At 45.3% G+C, this 18,315-nt stretch carries 19 protein-coding genes; 3 read left to right on the plus strand and 16 right to left on the minus strand.

Translation table 11 applies throughout. The annotated features are described in order from the left end of the window. Positions 1–6: 6 nt before the first annotated feature. Positions 7–327 carry a post-transcriptional regulator gene (locus tag ACIGG7_RS06960; RefSeq protein WP_397549239.1) on the minus strand — a complete coding sequence of 107 codons (321 nt, stop codon included), beginning with the start codon at positions 325–327 and terminating at the stop codon, positions 7–9. 125 nt (positions 328–452) lie between these two features. Here ACIGG7_RS06960 and spoVB point away from each other — a divergent pair, with 125 nt between their 5' ends. Beyond that, a complete protein-coding gene (spoVB, locus tag ACIGG7_RS06965; protein ID WP_397549240.1) occupies positions 453–2,003 on the plus strand; it encodes a stage V sporulation protein B in 1,551 nt (516 codons plus the stop codon). Between the two features lie 45 nt (positions 2,004–2,048). Here spoVB and ACIGG7_RS06970 read toward each other — a convergent pair whose 3' ends face one another. Beyond that, the gene (locus ACIGG7_RS06970) at positions 2,049–2,693 is read right to left on the minus strand and encodes a DUF421 domain-containing protein (RefSeq protein ID WP_224940018.1); all 645 of its coding nucleotides are present in this window, start codon (positions 2,691–2,693) and stop codon (positions 2,049–2,051) included. Between the two features lie 69 nt (positions 2,694–2,762). Beyond that, a complete protein-coding gene (locus ACIGG7_RS06975; protein ID WP_397549241.1) occupies positions 2,763–4,058 on the minus strand; it encodes an ArsB/NhaD family transporter in 1,296 nt (431 codons plus the stop codon). Positions 4,059–4,219: 161 nt separating this feature from the next. On the opposite strand from ACIGG7_RS06975, the gene ACIGG7_RS06980 reads away from it, so the two are divergent. Beyond that, complete coding sequence (locus ACIGG7_RS06980) at positions 4,220–4,591, plus strand: TIGR04086 family membrane protein (RefSeq protein WP_224940016.1); 372 nt, start codon at positions 4,220–4,222, stop codon at positions 4,589–4,591. Between the two features lie 71 nt (positions 4,592–4,662). Here the strand turns inward: ACIGG7_RS06980 and yajC are convergent, their stop codons facing one another. The 13 genes from yajC to nadB form a co-directional block, all read right to left on the minus strand. Next, positions 4,663–4,935, minus strand: a complete 273-nt coding sequence (yajC, locus tag ACIGG7_RS06985; protein ID WP_224940015.1) for a preprotein translocase subunit YajC — start codon at positions 4,933–4,935, stop codon at positions 4,663–4,665. A gap of 41 nt (positions 4,936–4,976) precedes the next feature. Then, positions 4,977–6,116: a tRNA guanosine(34) transglycosylase Tgt gene (tgt, locus tag ACIGG7_RS06990; RefSeq protein WP_397549242.1), complete on the minus strand. Its 1,140-nt coding sequence runs from the start codon at positions 6,114–6,116 to the stop codon at positions 4,977–4,979. Between the two features lie 51 nt (positions 6,117–6,167). Next, entirely contained in the window at positions 6,168–7,193 is a 1,026-nt protein-coding gene (gene queA, locus ACIGG7_RS06995; RefSeq protein ID WP_397549243.1) for a tRNA preQ1(34) S-adenosylmethionine ribosyltransferase-isomerase QueA, read from the minus strand. Between the two features lie 38 nt (positions 7,194–7,231). Beyond that, complete coding sequence (locus ACIGG7_RS07000) at positions 7,232–7,414, minus strand: DUF2905 domain-containing protein (RefSeq protein WP_263628096.1); 183 nt, start codon at positions 7,412–7,414, stop codon at positions 7,232–7,234. Positions 7,415–7,428: 14 nt separating this feature from the next. Continuing rightward, complete coding sequence (gene ruvB, locus ACIGG7_RS07005) at positions 7,429–8,430, minus strand: Holliday junction branch migration DNA helicase RuvB (RefSeq protein WP_224940011.1); 1,002 nt, start codon at positions 8,428–8,430, stop codon at positions 7,429–7,431. 28 nt (positions 8,431–8,458) lie between these two features. After that, entirely contained in the window at positions 8,459–9,070 is a 612-nt protein-coding gene (gene ruvA / locus ACIGG7_RS07010) for a Holliday junction branch migration protein RuvA (RefSeq protein WP_224940010.1), read from the minus strand. Between the two features lie 221 nt (positions 9,071–9,291). After that, positions 9,292–9,840, minus strand: a complete 549-nt coding sequence (locus ACIGG7_RS07015; protein ID WP_397549244.1) for a BofC C-terminal domain-containing protein — start codon at positions 9,838–9,840, stop codon at positions 9,292–9,294. Between the two features lie 166 nt (positions 9,841–10,006). After that, positions 10,007–10,744: a YhcN/YlaJ family sporulation lipoprotein gene (locus tag ACIGG7_RS07020; protein ID WP_224940008.1), complete on the minus strand. Its 738-nt coding sequence runs from the start codon at positions 10,742–10,744 to the stop codon at positions 10,007–10,009. A 102-nt stretch (positions 10,745–10,846) separates the two neighbouring features. Then, positions 10,847–11,716: a phosphotransferase gene (locus ACIGG7_RS07025; protein ID WP_397549245.1), complete on the minus strand. Its 870-nt coding sequence runs from the start codon at positions 11,714–11,716 to the stop codon at positions 10,847–10,849. A 106-nt stretch (positions 11,717–11,822) separates the two neighbouring features. Further along, complete coding sequence (gene safA, locus ACIGG7_RS07030; protein WP_397549246.1) at positions 11,823–13,370, minus strand: SafA/ExsA family spore coat assembly protein; 1,548 nt, start codon at positions 13,368–13,370, stop codon at positions 11,823–11,825. A gap of 159 nt (positions 13,371–13,529) precedes the next feature. Continuing rightward, positions 13,530–14,636 carry a quinolinate synthase NadA gene (gene nadA / locus ACIGG7_RS07035; RefSeq protein ID WP_397549247.1) on the minus strand — a complete coding sequence of 369 codons (1,107 nt, stop codon included), beginning with the start codon at positions 14,634–14,636 and terminating at the stop codon, positions 13,530–13,532. Positions 14,637–14,638: 2 nt separating this feature from the next. Further along, entirely contained in the window at positions 14,639–15,484 is an 846-nt protein-coding gene (gene nadC / locus ACIGG7_RS07040) for a carboxylating nicotinate-nucleotide diphosphorylase (protein ID WP_397549248.1), read from the minus strand. Beyond that, the gene (nadB, locus tag ACIGG7_RS07045) at positions 15,453–17,036 is read right to left on the minus strand and encodes an L-aspartate oxidase (protein WP_397549249.1); all 1,584 of its coding nucleotides are present in this window, start codon (positions 17,034–17,036) and stop codon (positions 15,453–15,455) included. Before nadB ends, nadC begins: the two co-directional genes overlap by 32 nt. A 121-nt stretch (positions 17,037–17,157) precedes the next feature. Between nadB and ACIGG7_RS07050 the strand changes: the two genes are divergently transcribed. After that, the gene (locus ACIGG7_RS07050) at positions 17,158–18,300 is read left to right on the plus strand and encodes an IscS subfamily cysteine desulfurase (protein ID WP_397549250.1); all 1,143 of its coding nucleotides are present in this window, start codon (positions 17,158–17,160) and stop codon (positions 18,298–18,300) included. Positions 18,301–18,315 lie beyond the last annotated feature (15 nt).

Consider the following 18,315-nt stretch of genomic DNA (forward strand, 5'->3'; position numbering starts at 1 on the left):
TTCGGGTTATTTTCCGTTCTTGTTCGGGCGAAGAAGCTCATTCAATTCATCTTCATTCACTTCTGCGAACCAATTAGGAGACCTGTATGCTTCAATGGTTTCAAAACTCATATACTCTCCAGGCTTGACCGTTAATACATCACTCACCAACTGAAAGAATTTTACATCCACCTCGGGCTTTTTCCATTTTTTCTTCGTTAAGTAGGCCCATAGGCGGTCAGCGTCGGCCTTTCCATACCCAAGCACTTCAAATTCTTCTACCTTGCTTACAAGCGCTGGTACTAATGATTCATAAAAACGGTCATAAGGATGCTGATTATTCTTCATTCCCCGTTCACCCCATCTGGGCTATATTTAGCCGGAATTATTCACTACTTGTCATGCTTTGTCCACCTTTGTGCATATACATCATTGTAAACGATTATACCAATTTTGAGAAGGCAGGGAATTTTATGTCAAAATTTCTGAAAGGTACCATGATCTTAATGATGGCCGCCTTTATAACTAGAATATTAGGGTTCGTCAATCGGATCGTCGTTGCCAGATTCATCGGGGAAGAAGGCGTCGGCCTCTTTATGATGGCCTTTCCCACCCTCATCCTCGTCATCACCATCACTCAACTCGGACTTCCTGTAGCCATCTCGAAAAACGTAGCCGAAGCGGAATCAAAGGGAGATATCCGGAAAGTCAAAAAAATATTGGTCGTCTCATTATCTCTCACTTTGGGGTTATCCCTCATCTTCACTCCGGCTCTCATTCTCCTTGCCCCCTACTTAACAGACGTATTGTTCACGGATGACCGGATCTATTATCCTTTGGTCGCCATTGCACCGATCATTCCGATCGTAGCTGTATCATCCGTCATCAGAGGGTACTTCCAGGGAAGGCAGAACATGAAGCCGTCCGCTTATTCCCAGGTCATCGAGCAAGTAGTCCGGATAACGCTGATTGCCTTATTGACCAAAACGTTTCTACCCTATGGAATCGAATATGCAGCCGCCGCTGCCATGGCTGCTTCAGTACTTGGGGAACTTGCTTCCCTCCTTTATCTGTTCGCGAGCTTTAAGGTGAAAAAGAAGTTCAAGATCAGGCGCAACTTCTTTACCTCCATCCGGAATGGTCGGGAGACGTTCAATGAGCTTATGAGTGTTGCCTTGCCTGCCACGGGGAGCAGGATGATCGGGTCGATCGCCTGGTTTTTTGAACCGATCGTGGTTGCAAACAGCCTAGCCCTTGCCGGAGTGGCGGCAGGTATGGCGACGAAGCAGTATGGTTCCCTGACAGGATATGCCCTTCCCCTCCTGTTTCTTCCATCATTCGTGACCTTGTCTTTATCACAATCCCTTGTACCTGCGATAAGTGAAGCCAATTCCCAAAAAAACTTCATCTTAATCGAGCACAGACTACAGCAGGCCCTGAGGTTCTGTTTGATCACCGGGGGAATTTCAGTCGTTATCCTCTACATCTATGCGAAGCCGCTCATGCAGGTTATGTACGGGAATGAAAACGGTGCAGGCTTCCTGATGATCATGGCTCCATTCTTTTTATTCTATTATTATCAAGGACCTTTACAAGCTGTTTTGCAGGCGTTAAACCTTGCGAGGGCCGCCATGATCAACAGCCTCATCGGTGCCGTGGTCAAAACCGGTGTCATTTTTGTTCTCGCTTCACAGCCCGCATTCGGAATCAACGGGGCGGCTCTCGGAATCGTGACGGGATTCATGCTCGTGACCCTGCTTCATTTCATGACAATCTTAAAATATATCCCGATGACGATTTACGCGAGGGATTACCTAAAGACGATCATTGTCCTTTTGGCAACCGGAGTATGGGGACACTATTCTTACCTTTACCTGTTTGACGATGAATCTGCCATATTCAGATTACTATTTGGAGTACTGACTTCTTCAATTCTGTACACCATGCTCTCCATCGGGATGAAGCTCATTGTGAAAAACGACCTTGCAAGGATCCCGTTCATCAAGAGGTTCATCACTCTTTAGTTTCTCCATTAAAAAATACTCCTTAACATTGGTTAGGAGTATTTTTTAATGGTTTTTTTCATCGATATAAAACTGACCGTTTTGAAAGCTGCAAAAGGAGATTTCCTGGATATTCTTAAATCCTCTTTCCCTTAATTCCTTCCGTAACCAGAAAGCCGTTTTACCGATCATATCGAGATGTGTGGTTTGGACCTGCCCATCGAGAATCAAGGGCAGGGTGAGGGTTTGCGGCGTTTTTTTATCTTTCTTTAACACAGATAGTTTTCCTGAAGGTTCCAAAATGGCGAACTCTACATCCGCTAAGTTAAAAATATCTTTTTCCCGTAGTTGAAGGAGTAAATCATCATAATTGTATCGTTGTTTCTTCATGGCTTTGTCGTCTATCTTTCCGTTATGAATAATGACGGATGGCTTACCGTCCAACAGCTCCCTGAAGGATTTGGAACGAAGGGAAAACCATGCAAACAGGATCTGCACCAGGACGATGACCCCCATGGGAAGCACCGTATGAATAATTGGGTCATCCGGCTGTTCGATGGCCATGACAGCCATTTCGGCGATCATCATGAATACGACCAGATCGAGTATGCTTAATTCGCCAATCTCCCTTTTCCCCATGATTCTAAAAATAAATATGATCAAAAAATAAAGAAAAAGAGTGCGTGCAATGATGATAACGTATTCCTCCACTGCTTCTCCCTCCTATACACATGTCATTATGTAGTATCGACAGAAGGTTAAAATAAATCGGAGGAATTATTATCCACCTAAAAACGGCCGAATATATTTGAAATATACATACACAGTGGATACGGCAAGGGATATGATGGTGACGGGGATCCCGATAAGCAGATACTGATGGAATTTGATATGTACATTTTCCTTCGAAGCAAGTCCGGCGATGACCAGATTTGAAGAAGAACCGAGGAGTGTACCATTCCCACCAAGGCATGCACCCAAGGCCAACGACCACCATAAGGGATCCATGTTGACCATCCCGAATTCACCGAATTCCTGGATGACGGGTATCATAGCCGCCACAAATGGAATATTATCCACAACGGCAGATAGTAACCCTGTTCCCCACAGAATGACAAAGGCTGTTTTCTTCATATCTCCATCCGTTGCACGTAAAATCTCCCGTGCGATTTCATCAATGAATCCTGCCTCTTCAATCCCCCCTACGAGCAGGAATAATCCCATAAAGAAAAAGAGTGTCCCCCATTCCACTTCCCTCAAAATCTTCTCAGGAGGATAAATTTTTTCTAAGAGCAGCATGAGCAGGACAGCGCCTGCCAGGGATACTGTCGTCACATCCAGATGAAACACCGGATACACAGAAAACCCCACCAACACCAGTGCAAGTACAAAAACAGACTGAAAAAGCCCTCTGTTTTCCTTTACATATTCGTTGGGATCGATCCCTTTCAGCAAAAGCTTCCGGTCCTCTTTCACATGTAGTACTTCCCTATATAGAACACACATGATCAACAGTGTCACACCATAAACCATTAAAACGACGGGTAACAAATTTTCCAGAAAGGCATTGAATGTAAAATGTTTCACTGCCTGCCCGATCATCATGTTTGGGGGGTCACCAATCAGGGTGGCCGTCCCTCCTATGTTACACGCAAGGATCGTCATGATCAGAAACGGGATGGGCGGAAGATCCAGGAGCCTGGTCAATTTGAAGAGGATTGGAACCAGCAGCATCGCGATGGTGACGTTTGCCAAAAAGGCGGAACCCACTGCGGCAAGTAAGGAAAACAGGATGAGGAGTGCCAACCCGTTTCCGTTCACCCATTGTGCGATCCGAATGGCAATATACTCAAATACCCCTGTTTTACTTGTAATGGTTACGATCAGCATCATGGAAAACAGAAGAGTGATGGTTTTCCAGTCGATATAGGTAAACAGCGCCTTTTCTATGGGAAAGGCCCCGATCAGGAGCATGGCGACCCCACCGGTCATGGCAGCAAGTACTCTATTCCACTTTTCGGTCATCAATAGGATGTAAACAGAAACAAACACGATTAACACAATCATCGGAGACATGGTCCCTTACCCCTCCTTCTCAAGGAAGTTTCATACTAGTCTATGAGGCTTGACCACTGAAAATTTCTAGTCTTTTTTTGGATTGCGATGAATATGCTTGTACTAATACGGAACAAAATTATCGAGATAGAAGGGAGAGGACCGTCATCGAAGCGAAAAAAATGGGTGGTGCCGTCCTTTACGGAACAACCACCATATTTGTCATAGCGATTGTCGCAAGTTTGTTATTTTCTTTGCTCCTCCGGTTTACTAATCTTACTGAAAACTCCATCACGTTATTTGTTACGATCATATCGTTTCTTTCATTATTTGCCGGTGGATTTATGTCAGGTGGCAAGGGGAAGACAAAAGGATGGGTACTGGGAGGATCTACTGGACTCATTTACACGCTGGTCATTTTCTTATTTCAATACCTCGGATACGATAGCCTGTTTTCTATGGAACAGCTCATCTATCACGGCTGCTACATCCTTACGGCCATGATGGGGGGCATCCTTGGTGTAAATATGAGTGGCGGTCCAAGAGAGAGCTAAGTACATCTATACAAATATGAAAGGGCCCCTCACCAATGTGCTTTAGCACCTTGATGAAGGACCCTTTTTTCTTATGCCTGCTCAGTTCTAACGACTTCCCTGATCGCATTGCGATCATATGTAAGACGGCTGCCGTCACCACACAGGATGACTATTTTACCTTCTTCGATGGCATCGATCGATCCGTGTAAACCGCCAATTGTGATGATTCTATCACCCTTCGCAAGCTCATTTTGCATTTTTGAGATCGCTTTTTGACGCTTTTGCTGAGGACGGATCAGTAAAAAGTAAAACAGAACGAACATTAATATCAAAGGTAGTATTGTTCCTAAACTTCCTCCCATTCTTTTCCCCTCCTTTCAATCATCTATTTATAGCTTGGCTTTTAGAAGTTTTTCGCATCAGGACGATTGAAGCCGTACTGCTCGAAGAATTCTTCCCTAAAGTCTCCTAGACGATCTTCACGAATCGCTTGTCTGACTTGTTCCATCAATTTTAACAGAAAATGAAGGTTATGATAAGTCGTAAGGCGAATTCCGAACGTTTCGTCACATTTTATCAAATGACGGATATAGGCACGGCTATAATTTTTACACGTGTAGCAGTCGCAATTCTCATCGATCGGTCTGAAGTCCCGGGCAAACTTGGCATTTTTCACCACGAGGCGGCCTTCACTTGTCATCAGGGTTCCATTACGGGCGATGCGGGTTGGAAGGACACAATCGAACATGTCGATTCCACGCATCGAACCGTCGATCAATGAATCCGGAGATCCAACCCCCATCAGGTAACGTGGTTTATCAGACGGAAGATGCGGTGTCGTGAAATCAAGTACGCGGTTCATGACGTCCTTCGGTTCCCCGACAGAAAGTCCACCCACTGCATAGCCTGGGAAATCCATGGATACAAGGTCACGTGCACTTTGCTTTCGAAGTTCTTCATACTCCCCGCCCTGTACGATCCCGAACAATCCCTGATCCTGCGGACGCTGATGAGCTTCCAGACAGCGTTCTGCCCAACGTGTAGTACGCTCTACAGAACTCTTCATATACTCATACTCAGCAGGATAAGGAGGACACTCATCAAATGCCATCATGATATCAGATCCTAAAGCATTCTGGATCTCCATGGCTTTTTCCGGACTTAGGAAGAGCTTGTCTCCGTTCAGATGGTGACGGAAATGGACTCCTTCTTCTTCAATCTGACGAAGCTTACTTAAACTGAACACCTGGAAGCCGCCTGAATCGGTCAGGATGGCACGGTCCCAGTTCATGAATTTATGAAGTCCGCCCGCTTCCCTGATGATTTCATGTCCAGGGCGTAACCATAGATGATAGGTATTACTCAGGATGATACCGGATTCCATGGATTTCAGATCTTCCGGGGACATCGTTTTCACTGTGGCCATCGTTCCTACCGGCATAAAGGCAGGCGTCTCAAAGGAACCATGTGGCGTATGGACACGGCCTAATCTAGCACCGGTTTGTTTACACGTTTTAATCAATTCATATTTTATTGCAGTCAACTTAGGAATTCTCCTTCCAATATCCATTGGGTTTTCTAATTAGTTCTATCATTATTTAATCAACATGGCATCTCCGAAACTGAAGAATCGATACTTCTCTTTCACGGCCGTTTCATAGGCATGCATCACGTTTTCTTGACCGGCAAAGGCACTGACCAGCATGATCAGGGTCGATTTCGGCAAATGAAAATTCGTGATCAAACCATCAATCCCTTTAAACTCGTACCCAGGATAGATGAAAATGTTCGTCCAGCCGCTTTCTTCCACGAAAGTCCCATGCTTTGAAGCAATGGTCTCCAGGGTCCTGGTAGAAGTAGTCCCGACAGTTATGATGCGACCCCCATTTGCCCTGACATCGTTCAAAAGGCGGGCGGTCCCTTCAGAAACCTGATAGAACTCAGCATGCATATCATGTTCTTCAATGGTCTCCACGGAAACCGGTCTGAATGTTCCGAGTCCCACATGGAGGGTGATGAAGGCAATGTGCACACCCTTCTCTCTTAATTCATCCAACAGTTCTTCCGTAAAGTGAAGCCCTGCAGTAGGGGCTGCAGCTGAACCCCTTTCCCTGGCAAATACCGTCTGATAGCGGTCCTGTTCTTCCAATCGCTCACGAATATACGGAGGAAGAGGCATTTCACCCAATTCATCCAGTACTTCGTAAAAAATCCCGTCATATTGGAATTCCAGGATTCTCCCTCCATGATCTTTCAAACCGATACAAGTAGCTTTTAGCTTGCCATCGCCGAATACGATCTCCGTTCCAACACGGATCCGTTTAGCAGGCTTTACAAGCGTCTCCCACTGATCACCATCCTCCTGTTTCAGGAGGAGTACTTCAATATTGGCGCCTGTATCTTCTTTTTGCCCAAAAAGGCGTGCCGGCAGTACTCGTGTATCATTCAGAACGAGACAATCCCCTTCTTGAAGGTAATCGGTGATTTGTTTAAAACGAATATGATCCATGGAACCATCTTCTTTATCCAACACCATCAACCTACTCTCTGAACGGTTCTCAAGAGGCGTCTGGGCAATCAGTTCTTCAGGTAAATGAAAATCAAAATCTTCTACTTTCACAGTTCGTCACCTAGCTTATGTAAATCTCACTTATAGTCCTATTTGAATTTCCCGATAAAATAAAAGACAACGGAAAGTATAACACTTATCAGAATAGAAGTCATAAGTGGAAAATAAAATGTCGTGTTTTCTTTTTTGATGATAATATCACCCGGCAACTTCCCCAATTTGATGAATTGCATCAGAAAGCCGATCACCAGGATGATTCCACCGATGACCATCAAGAATTTCCCCGTCACTTGTCCGGCACCTCCAGCTGGAAGTGGTCATAAACGAGATGAGTGACGACTCTTCCCCTCGGCGTCCGCTGGATGAATCCAATCTGCAACAGGTAAGGCTCGTATACATCTTCAATCGTATGTGACTCCTCCCCTATACTCGCAGCGATGGTATCAAGACCCACAGGTCCTCCCCTGAAGCGCTCGATGATGCCTTTAAGAAGCTTATGGTCGATGTGATCCAGGCCGAGCTTATCGACTTGAAGCAGTTCAAGTGCTTCCCTTGACAGGGAGGTGGTAATTTCCCCATCGCCTTTTACCTGGGCAAAATCCCTTACCCTTCTGAGCAATCGATTGGCGATACGGGGTGTCCCCCTCGATCTCTTCGCCAATTCTTCAGAAGCCGCCGCTTCAATCTTCGTGTTTAAAATCGTTGCGGTCCTCTGAACAATTTCGTTCAACTGTTCTTCATTATAATATTCCAAACGACATAAAACACCAAATCGGTCTCGAAGCGGCGCCGATAATGCTCCGGCACGGGTCGTCGCCCCCACAAGGGTGAAAGGTGGAAGATCCAGACGGACTGATCGTGCACTCGGCCCATTCCCGATGACGATATCCAAACAAAAGTCTTCCATGGCGGGATATAGAACCTCTTCTATGGCCCGGGGCAACCGGTGGATTTCATCGATGAACAATACATCACCCGGCTCGAGTGCCGTCAGCACTGCGGCAAGGTCACCCGGTCTCTCGATGGCAGGTCCTGAAGTGGTACGCAGGTTCACACCCATCTCATTGGCGATGACAGCGGCAAGGGTCGTTTTCCCCAACCCAGGCGGACCGTAAAGAAGGACATGATCCAGGGTTTCCTGACGCATCTTTGCCGCTTCGATGAAAACCTCCAGATTATGCTTCACCTTATCTTGCCCAATATATTGTTTTATCGTCTGAGGACGCAAGGAATATTCAAAGGAGTCTTCATGTAATTCTGATTCGCCCGATACGATCCGGTCTTCCATTTAAACTTCCTCCTTCCATACCATTCACTTATTTCAATAGAAGCTGAAGGGCCTTTCGAATGATCTCGTCCGACGAATGCCCTTCGCCTTTCAGCTTTGGAGTGATTTTCTTAATTTCACGTTCAGAGTATCCAAGGGCTTTCAGGGCAAGGATCGCTTCATCAAACGCCTCGTCCTTCCCAGGTGACGCCTCCGCTTCCACAGGATCCGAGAAAAGGCTAGGGAAATAATCAGGCACGACATCCTGAAGCTTCCCTTTTAAATCCAGGATCATCTGACGGGCAGTCTTCTTCCCGACACCAGGAAACTTCGTCAAGAAACTTTCATTCTCTTCCTCAATGGCCGTGATCACCTGCTGAGGGGCGCCCGATGCCAAAATAGCCAGCGCCCCCTTCGGACCAATTCCCGAAACATTCAATAGTTTCATAAAAAGCAGCTTTTCTTCAATGGCAAGGAACCCGTAAAGGGCAATAAGATCTTCCCTCACATGCTGATATGTAAAAATCTGAATCTCTTGATTTTGATATTTTGAATAAACAAATGGATTCGCGGTATACAACTGATACCCGATCCCATTATTCTCCACCACTACGTACTCAGGACCCACTTGACTGACTGTCCCTTTTATATATTCATACATTCCATTCTCTCCCCATACGGTACATATCGCTTACATTCATCTTTTTCTCTCATCCATATTCAAAAGACATATAAAATCTATTGTATCATATCACTATTTGAAGGGATGGGAAAGAGAGTTCAAAGAGAAACACTTGTTCTAATTTTATCAAATATTGGTTGTAATGGGGAGGGAAAATTCTGCAATAAAAAAACCAGTGTCATGTGCACTGGTTTTCATTCCTATTTAGGGACGGAATAGGGTTTATATTGTTCAAGAACCTCTTCATATTCCTGCTTCGACTTGATGGGAATGCCCTTGACCAGATCATCATGGCGCTTACTTTCAAGCTTCTCTACATCAATTTGAAAGAAGGATTGAATGATCTCTGCCTGTCCCGGTTTCCCGTTGAAAATGGACAGTACCCCGTTATCGGATATACCAAAATATCCATTTGTTTTTAAAAGAGGGGAAATATCATCCATCTTTTTCTGAAACACGATTTGTTCTTCCGTCATATCCATCAGTTGCCAGTCATCATAGGAAGCCCAGAAGTCTTCCATGCTCCAGATCGTTTCCTGCACGATTTCCTCGCTCACTTCCCCATCGAGATATACTCTCTCCAGTATAACCGTGACCGTATGGGCGGATGCGACCTCAGCAGGCGTTTCATTCAGCATCTCCAGGGAACTTCCGTCAGCAGCCTGTTTCTCCTCTGTATAGAAAAAAGTGAAATAAAATGCACCGATTAACAACAACACCATAAACACGATTCGAACCTTCATCGTCATCGTGATCACCTCGAACTTGATTTATGTAACCCTCTATCCACTAGTCTTACCAAAGCCTGTTAAGAATATCCAAACTCATTCAAACTTTTTAGGGACGGACCTTCATTCGAAAAGCAAACAAAAAAGGACTACTTAAAGAGAGGTTTCTTTAAGCAGCCCATCAAAATTATCGGTTCATGCGGTCCTTCACAGATCGGAACATATCATGAATATCAAAGTTAATCCCATCTCTCGGACCACCGTCACGTAAATCATTATCAATGTTTCTCACCCGGCTGAACGTCCCCTCATCTGTCACCACAGAAACCGTTCTTCCATGAAGATAAGGCTGCACCGCTTCTTTCACACGGGCTTTTGTTTCCTCGGTTTTACTATGGTCTTCCACTTCTACAGCGATAAGGACATCCGATCCATAGGCGACGGCACGTACGTCACTGACGTTCTCTACTTTCCCTGTTACGTCCCCTATTTTCTCAGCCAGGTCGCCTTCATACGCTGTATAATAGGATCTTCTGGCGTCCCTCGTATTATCATCAAGATGACCGTGATAGTTTGCATCACCGTGGCTCGCACGGCCATCCCGTGCTAGGAAGTTCTGATCATAATCGGCAAGCGGCCGTGATGGGTTCTTTGGATTTCCGTTCTCATCCCTCACTTGAAGGAACTTTCGTTTCTGATTTCGGATATCCTTTCCCTCTTTGCCGACAGAATGATCATACATTTCAGTCAGAGGTCCGTCCCTCTCATCCCGGTTGTCTCCCCCATGTCCATCGTTGGAGTAGAAACCGAGTGGCTCGTAGGAGTCTGAATAGCGGTCTTGAGCTTTTTCTTCACCGCTATTACATGCAGCAAGACCGAGGGTCATAACGGCTGTTAACGGTACCATGAATAATCGTTTATTCAATGGTGATTCCTCCTTCAACCCAAACTTTGAGCATACGATCTGCTCACCATTAGGTTGTGAAAGGAGGTTATAATTCATTCGAACAAAGTTTGGAGACATCCCCTACAATTGGGTATTGATTCTCTTCAATTCAGCATGAAGCTCCTGATTGAATTGCATCCTCAAGGGAAATTGCTGCAGTGTCAAATCTGTTAAATATCCCCATACACGTTGTTTATAATGCTGATCTTCCCTGATGAACCGATTCCACTCCCTGAACACGTCTGATGGATACATCAATCCGATGTAAAAGATCAGATGATCGGAGTAGGACTCAAACGGCTTCATCTTCTTAATTTCACTGAGTGACCATTTCAAATATGGGGAAATCCGGTTGCAGTATTGCAGATCATCCGTTATCTCCGTAGAGCGGGACATAAGATCAAAATCGATGATATACACAATACCGTTTTTCCCTCTCAAAAAATTATGATGCGCCACATCTCCATGCGTGATGCAGTCACTATAATCATGCAGGCCGATGGATTTTAATTCTTTTAACGCCCATTTGCCCCATTCTAAATAAGTATACAAATAATAGGGCTGAATGAATGCCTGTAAATAGGGGAGATTATATTGAAACTGAATCATTCGCTTTTTCCATTTTTTCAACCATTTGTACTGAGGGATTTCTTCAGTCCATGACCCCTGGATCGTCTTTGAGATGGCATGATACCTTTTCAATACCTTTAATGCATCTTCCCTGTCTTTTGGCTGATCATAACGGATGGGGCTCGAGGTTTCCAACCACATCGTAATACCGATGGGAAACCCTTCAAATAGTAATAATTCCCGCTCATGTATAGGGTGAAACGGAAGTACGTGATAAAACTGTTCTCTTAACAGGGCTGAAATCAGCCGTTCCTGGAGTATGAATTTCAATTGATTGGGGAACCGTTTGACAAACCATTTTGTTCCTTGGCTTGTCAGCACCCATTTTCCCTCTTTTATACTTTTCAGGGATGCCCCGGGATCTTGTAGCTTAAATTGTAAAAAAGAAAGGAGACGATGTGAATAATCGTCCCCTCGTGCGAGCATATTATCCCTCAAAATCATCGTCATTGAAATTCGGCATGGCAAATGCTCTTGGACCGAACATTCCCGGTGATCCCATCTGCATTCCCGGCATCCCTTGCATACCCTGACCTTGCATTCCTGGCATCCCTTGCATACCCTGACCTTGCATTCCTGGCATTCCCTGCATACCCTGACCTTGCATTCCTGGCATCCCTTGCATGCCCTGACCTTGCATTCCTGGCATCCCTTGCATGCCCTGACCTTGCATTCCCGGCATTCCTTGCATGCCTTGACCTTGCATTCCTGGCATGCCTTGACCTGGCATTCCTTGCATGCCATATGGCATCATTGGTTGATGCATCATTGGACCATACTGTGGACCACCGCATCCGCAATCACCCTGGTCACTTGCTCCCATTACATTGGATGGTTGACCCATAGGCGATTGCGCACCCATCACTCCTGTCGGCTGACCCATCGGCGATTGATATCCGTTCATGGAAGGAGACTCTTCTGACATCGCCCCCTGTACCTGGCCACCAGGTCCCATCGGATAACCGCCCGGCATGAATCCAGGTCCAGGCATAACTGGGGAGACTGGATAACAATTTCCTGGGTAAGGCATGTATGGAGCCTGCTGCTGCGGCATTTGAACGGATGGATAGTTCTGATCAGATGCACCCATTACTCCGGTTGGCTGCTGCATTGGCTGCTGCATTGGTTGCTGCATCGGCATTTGCATCGGCATTTGTCCGTGAGGCATATACGGCATGACAGAAGAAGATTCCTCATCATAGCCCATTTGTGGCATCATCGGCATATTTTGCATTCCAGGCATCGATTGAGCACCTTGAACCTGACCGCCTGGTCCCATTGGCATTCCCTGCCCCATCGGCATCCCGTATCCTGCTCCAGGATGCATTCCTCCAGGTGGCGGACAGAATCCTGATCCTGGCATGACAGGTGATACTGGTACGCAATTATTCGGGTTATAATACATAGGCTGAGTGTTCCCTCCTTGTGGTTGAGATGGCATTTGTAAGCTTTCTTCCTCTTGAACACCTTTCACAGATTCTTGCTTAGGTTTTGGCTGTTCTTTCGCTTTAGGGAGTACATTGGTAGGTTTAGGCGGCGATTTGGGTTTTGGCATTGGTTTTGCCTGCTGCTTCGGCTGCTGTACTTGCATGTTCGCCATATTCATCATGTAGTAGTTGTTAATATCAATTTCCGGAACAACTGGTTGAGGCATTTTTGGCGTAAATGGCTTTTGAACTTCTTTCGGCATTTCTTTCTTTGCTTCTTTCACTGGCATGGCCATAGGCTTCTGCTCTTTGAAAGGATGCTCTGCTTTTGGCATCTCTTTCTTCGGCATTTCCTTGGATCCGTATTTGATTTGTGTCTCTTTTTTTACGGTCCCGCCCGCAGTCGGCACTTTAATTTTCATGCCGGGCATGATCATATCAGGGTTTGAAAGCTGGGCATTCATTTGTTTCAACTCTTCGAAATTCACGCCATACTTCTTGGCGATTTTCCAAAGAGTATCCCCTTTTTGAACAATATGGATTTTCACTCTGTTTCCCTCCTCAGGCATAAGTCTATATATCCTATGACAAGATAGGCAAATTGCTAATCATCTACATAAAAACTTATGAGATATCAAAAAAAAATATACCGTCCCGAGGAATGGGACGGTATATTTCAGCTTGCATAAATGATATTTTTACCTGCATTAAGCACGGATCAACATGCGTTCTAAAGCGAAAATCGCATTTTTTGAGACTTCATCATCCACTTTGATAATGTTTTGGGGCTTTCCTTCCATCATTTTTTCCAATGACCACAGGAGATGTGGCAAATCGATTCGATTCATCGTTAAACATGGGCACATGTAAGGATTCAAAGAAACAATCTTTTTATCAGGATGTTGATCGATCAATCTTTTGACAAGATTCATTTCTGTACCGATGGCGAAAGCTGATCCAGGGGGAGCCTGCTCAATCGTCTCTATGATATATTTTGTGCTTCCATTCAAATCGGACTTCTCAACCACTTCGCGGCGACATTCCGGATGGACGATGATCTTCATATCTGGATGATGAAGGCGGATGTCTTCAATATTTTTCTCTGTGAAATTTTCATGCACTGAGCAGTGACCCTTCCACAGTATGACTTTTACCTGTTCGACATCCCCATCGTAAATAAGCTCGTTACCAATCGGATCCCACACGGCCATCTCATGTAAGGCAATACCAAGATCAGCCGCCGTATTACGGCCCAAATGCTGGTCAGGCAAGAAGAGAATACGTTGCTTCTCCGAAAGTGCCCACTTCACCATTTTATGCGCATTGGATGAAGTAACCGTAGCACCACCATTCTTACCGACAAAGCTTTTAATGGCTGCAGTCGAATTCACATAGGTAAGAGGGATGATCGTTTCTCCATATACCTCCATGAGCTTCTTCCACGCCTTTTCTGTTTGATAAATATCCGCCATATCCGCCATGGAACATCCAGCCCTCATATCCGGTAATATGACCGATTGATGATCCTCCGTTAAGATGTCTGCTGTTTCAGCCATAAAATGAACACCGCAAAACACAATATATTCCGCCTCCTTATTTTGTGCGGATATTTGTGCAAGCTGAAGTGAATCACCGACGGCATCAGCAAATTGTATGACTTCGTCCTTTTGGTAATGATGTCCTGGAATAAAAAGCTTCTTTCCTAATTGGCGTTTTATTTCCCTCACTCTATTTTCCATCTCTTCCGTCGAGAGACTTGTGATCGATTCAGGCAATACGCCTGTTTCTTTCGTTAATTCATCCAATATCCCCATGTTCATACCCCTTTCCCTATCCTTACTCTTGCACTGATATCAAGCGATTTCACAGAGTGTGTCAAGTAACCGAGGGAGATATACTGAACGCCAGTCTCTGCATAGGCAGGTAGACTCTCCCAGGTGATACCTCCGGATGCCTCAGTCACGATATGAGAAGGCACGAGCGGTATCCAATCACGGATCGTCTCCGGAGTGCAGTTATCGAACATGATGACATCGGCACCACTTTCAATCGCTTCCACTAATTGTTCCTTCGTTTCAATCTCCACTTCCACTTTCACCATATGACCGATTTGGGTTTTCACCTGCTTCACAGCCTCACTGATCGATCCAGCAAAGGAAATGTGATTATCCTTTAGCATTACCGCATCATAGAGACCATTTCTATGGTTAAACCCGCCTCCGGTCCTGACAGCGTATTTCTCAAGCATTCGGAGTCCTGGCGTTGTTTTCCTTGTATCACATAATCGGACACCACTGCCTTTCACGTGCTCAACAGCCCGATACGTTTCCGTTGCAATACCGCTCATCCGTTGAATCAAATTAAGGACCACCCGTTCCGCTTGGAGGAGATCTCCCATGGGACCGGTGATTTCAGCAATTCTTTGTCCTGCCTCTACCCATTCACCATCTTCGACGAACAGCTGGACGGTCACCGAAGAGCCGAAAAGGGAGAAGCCAATTTCCACTACATCCTTCCCACAGAAAACCCCATTTTCTTTCATTAGTAATGAAAACGAACCTTCATCCTTTTTCCCGAACAGGATATCAGACGATACATCTCCATCGCCAAGATCTTCCCTGTAAAATTCTTCAAGCATAGATTTTAGTTTCATTTTGTTCATGATATTCCACCCTCAATCGTCCATCATTGTTTTGCAGGACCGTTTTCCGTTTGAACCATCCATCATGATCTTCAACGGGGAAATCTGAGCGAATATGACCTCCCCTGCTTTCCTGCCGTAATAATGCAGACTGTGTGACAAGTAAGCTAACGATCCACATAAAATACGTGTGAATTTCTTCACGTGAATTAACATCAATGAGCTCCCTGAATGTAAGCGGCTGTTCTTTCAACCATTTTAAATGGGCAAGTAAACCTTTTTCATGCCGAATGATTCCCACGCGATTCATCATTCCTTCTCTTATTTCATCAGAATGAAAAGGAATATGCAGAGAATTTCCCTCTTTTATGTCATCTACAGGAACATGAGGAGAGCATCCTGCTCCCTTTTGTATCAGGAGATTCCCCAACCGGTCACCATATACCAATCCTTCTAACAATGAATTACTAGCCAGTCGATTTGCTCCATGAATGCCACTACACGCTACCTCTCCGATTGCGTACAATCCTGGTATATTCGTCCGCCCCTCATCATCCGTCACGATTCCCCCCATGACAAAATGACAGCCCGGAGAAACAGGGATCAGCCCATCCTCGATTGAGATTTGATGTTTTAGGCATAGAGCGGATATCGAAGGGAATTTCTCCTGAAAATCTTTTATTCCTCTTATATCCAGATACACGCTTCTTCCCATTTGTCGTTCCTTATGAATACACTCTGCCACCACATGACGGGGTGCAAGTTCCAATAGCGGGTCGACTTCCTCCATGATCCTCTTTCCCTCATCATTCAGGAGAATGGCACCTTCCCCTCTTACCGCCTCTGAAATGAGCCCGCATGTTCTCCCGTTCACCCAAAGAAGGGTAGGGTGAAACTGAATGAATTCCATATCTGAAAGCTTAGCCCCTGCAAGAAAGGCAAGAGCCATCCCATCTCCCGTTACAGCCGGATGATTGGACGTAGAGGGATACAAACCGCCGATCCCTCCAGTGGCAAGCACTATATGGGGGGCATAATAAGAGCGGATCGCCTCATCCTTATCCTTCGTTTTCACCCCGCAGCAGCGCCCCCTGTCATCTTTGACAAGCTCGTAAACCATTTCCCCTTCAACGAATTCAACCTTTTCTCCTGAAAGGGATTTCAAAAGAAATTCCACTAAATATTTACCTGTCTGATCTCCACCGCTGTGAAGGATGCGCTGTTCACTATGAGCCCCTTCCATCCCAAGAGACAGACTTCCATCCTTTTGCCGATCGAATGGTGCTCCATCCTTCAACAAGGATTCTACAATCATTTTTCCATCTTCTATGAGCCGTTTCACACTATCTTCGTCCTGATGATAGCGTCCTGCTTCCAATGTATCTCTGAAATGGGCATGGACGGAATCCTTTAAACCTAAAGGTGCCGCAATGCCTCCTTGAGCAAGGTACGAGTTCCCGCTTTTGATTTTATCCTTTGTGATAATCATCACATAAAAATGGTCTTGAAGCCGGCGTGCCAATTGCAAAGCGGCAATGCCACTCCCTACGATGATAATATCGGCTTTTTCCATCAAAAAACCCTCCTGATTATTTACAGGTGTCTTGACACATATATTTACACATATTTAAACTAATGACAAGAGTTTTTTACAAGACTCATATATTCAGACAATTCCATTAAAGGCGGTTTACATGATGAACTATTTTGATTACGCTGCTACGACCCCTGTAGACCCTGAGAGTTTACGTGTCTATCAGACCGTAAGTGAAGAGTTCTGGGGCAACCCGAGCAGTCTTCACGATATTGGGGGAAAAGCACAGCAACTCCTGTCAAACTGCAGAGAGAAATTGGCAGACATGCTCGGTGTTCCCTCTAAAGGGATATACTTTACTTCCGGAGGGACTGAAGGGAACCAATTGGCGCTTGTCACACTGGCCCTCTCAAGATGTGAAAAAGGAAAACATATCATCATCGGAGGTGCCGAGCATTCGTCACTTCATTCCGCTGCCGGTTTTCTTGAACAATGGGGTTTTACCGTTACGAAAATCCCTTTCACTTCTAAAGGGTTCGTTAATCTTGAACTTCTTGAGGAATCCATAACAGATCAGACGACCGTAGTATGCATCGGACACGTCAATGGAGAAATTGGAACAATACAGCCACTGCATGCTATAAAAAATATCCTTCGAACCACTGACATTCTGCTTCATAGTGATATGGTTCAATCATTCGGAAAAATGGATATCACTGAGTGGACTTCCATAGTGGACAGTTTTACCCTTTCGTCACATAAAATTTACGGTCCCAAAGGGGTAGGAGCTCTTTATATCAACCCTGCCCTCGACGTCTCTCCGATGATGCCGGGCCAGACACATGAGGGTGGATTCAGGGGAGGAACCGTGAACCTTCCGGGGATAGCTGGATTTGTGACAGCCGCAAACATGTGCCATGACTCTTTTTCAACTCCCCATTATGTGGAGCTGAGGAATCATTTTTTATCCCGACTAGAAGAATTACTGCCAGATTCTTATACCCTTTACGGAGGTCCTGAGCACGTACAGCTCCCTCATGTCATCGGTCTTGGAATTCACAGTCTTGAGGGTCAATGGCTCATGCTTGAATGCAACAGGAGAGGAATTGGCATATCCACCGGCAGTGCCTGCGGGGCAGGGTCACAGAATATGTCCAAGACGATGGCAAGCATGGGAGTCAGTCAAAGAGCAGGAAAAGAATTTTTCAGGATCTCTTTCGGAAGAGAAACAGGGAAAGAGCAGATAGAGACTTTAGTCCACACGTTAGCTGACATACATGCTTCATATGTCTCCTTAACTTGAGATTCAACTTGTGGT

Source organism: Rossellomorea sp. NPDC077527 (genome assembly GCF_044542955.1).
GTDB lineage: Bacteria > Bacillota > Bacilli > Bacillales > Bacillaceae_B > Rossellomorea > Rossellomorea aquimaris_E.

Excerpts from the sequence above, each read along its gene's own strand:
- ruvB (WP_224940011.1), bottom strand. The coding sequence starts at position 8,430 with ATGGAAGACCGGATCGTATCGGGCGAATCAGAATTACATGAAGACTCC.
- ACIGG7_RS07015 (WP_397549244.1), bottom strand. The coding sequence starts at position 9,840 with ATGACGATGAAGGTTCGAATCGTGTTTATGGTGTTGTTGTTAATCGGT.
- ACIGG7_RS06980 (WP_224940016.1), top strand. The coding sequence starts at position 4,220 with ATGGGTGGTGCCGTCCTTTACGGAACAACCACCATATTTGTCATAGCG.
- ACIGG7_RS06960 (WP_397549239.1), bottom strand. The coding sequence starts at position 327 with ATGAAGAATAATCAGCATCCTTATGACCGTTTTTATGAATCATTAGTA.
- spoVB (WP_397549240.1), top strand. The coding sequence starts at position 453 with ATGTCAAAATTTCTGAAAGGTACCATGATCTTAATGATGGCCGCCTTT.
- nadC (WP_397549248.1), bottom strand. The coding sequence starts at position 15,484 with ATGAACAAAATGAAACTAAAATCTATGCTTGAAGAATTTTACAGGGAA.
- ACIGG7_RS07050 (WP_397549250.1), top strand. The coding sequence starts at position 17,158 with ATGATGAACTATTTTGATTACGCTGCTACGACCCCTGTAGACCCTGAG.
- ACIGG7_RS07000 (WP_263628096.1), bottom strand. The coding sequence starts at position 7,414 with ATGGTCATCGGTGGAATCATCCTGGTGATCGGCTTTCTGATGCAATTC.
- yajC (WP_224940015.1), bottom strand. The coding sequence starts at position 4,935 with ATGGGAGGAAGTTTAGGAACAATACTACCTTTGATATTAATGTTCGTT.
- nadB (WP_397549249.1), bottom strand. The coding sequence starts at position 17,036 with ATGGAAAAAGCCGATATTATCATCGTAGGGAGTGGCATTGCCGCTTTG.
- ruvA (WP_224940010.1), bottom strand. The coding sequence starts at position 9,070 with ATGTATGAATATATAAAAGGGACAGTCAGTCAAGTGGGTCCTGAGTAC.
- ACIGG7_RS06975 (WP_397549241.1), bottom strand. The coding sequence starts at position 4,058 with ATGTCTCCGATGATTGTGTTAATCGTGTTTGTTTCTGTTTACATCCTA.
- nadA (WP_397549247.1), bottom strand. The coding sequence starts at position 14,636 with ATGGGGATATTGGATGAATTAACGAAAGAAACAGGCGTATTGCCTGAA.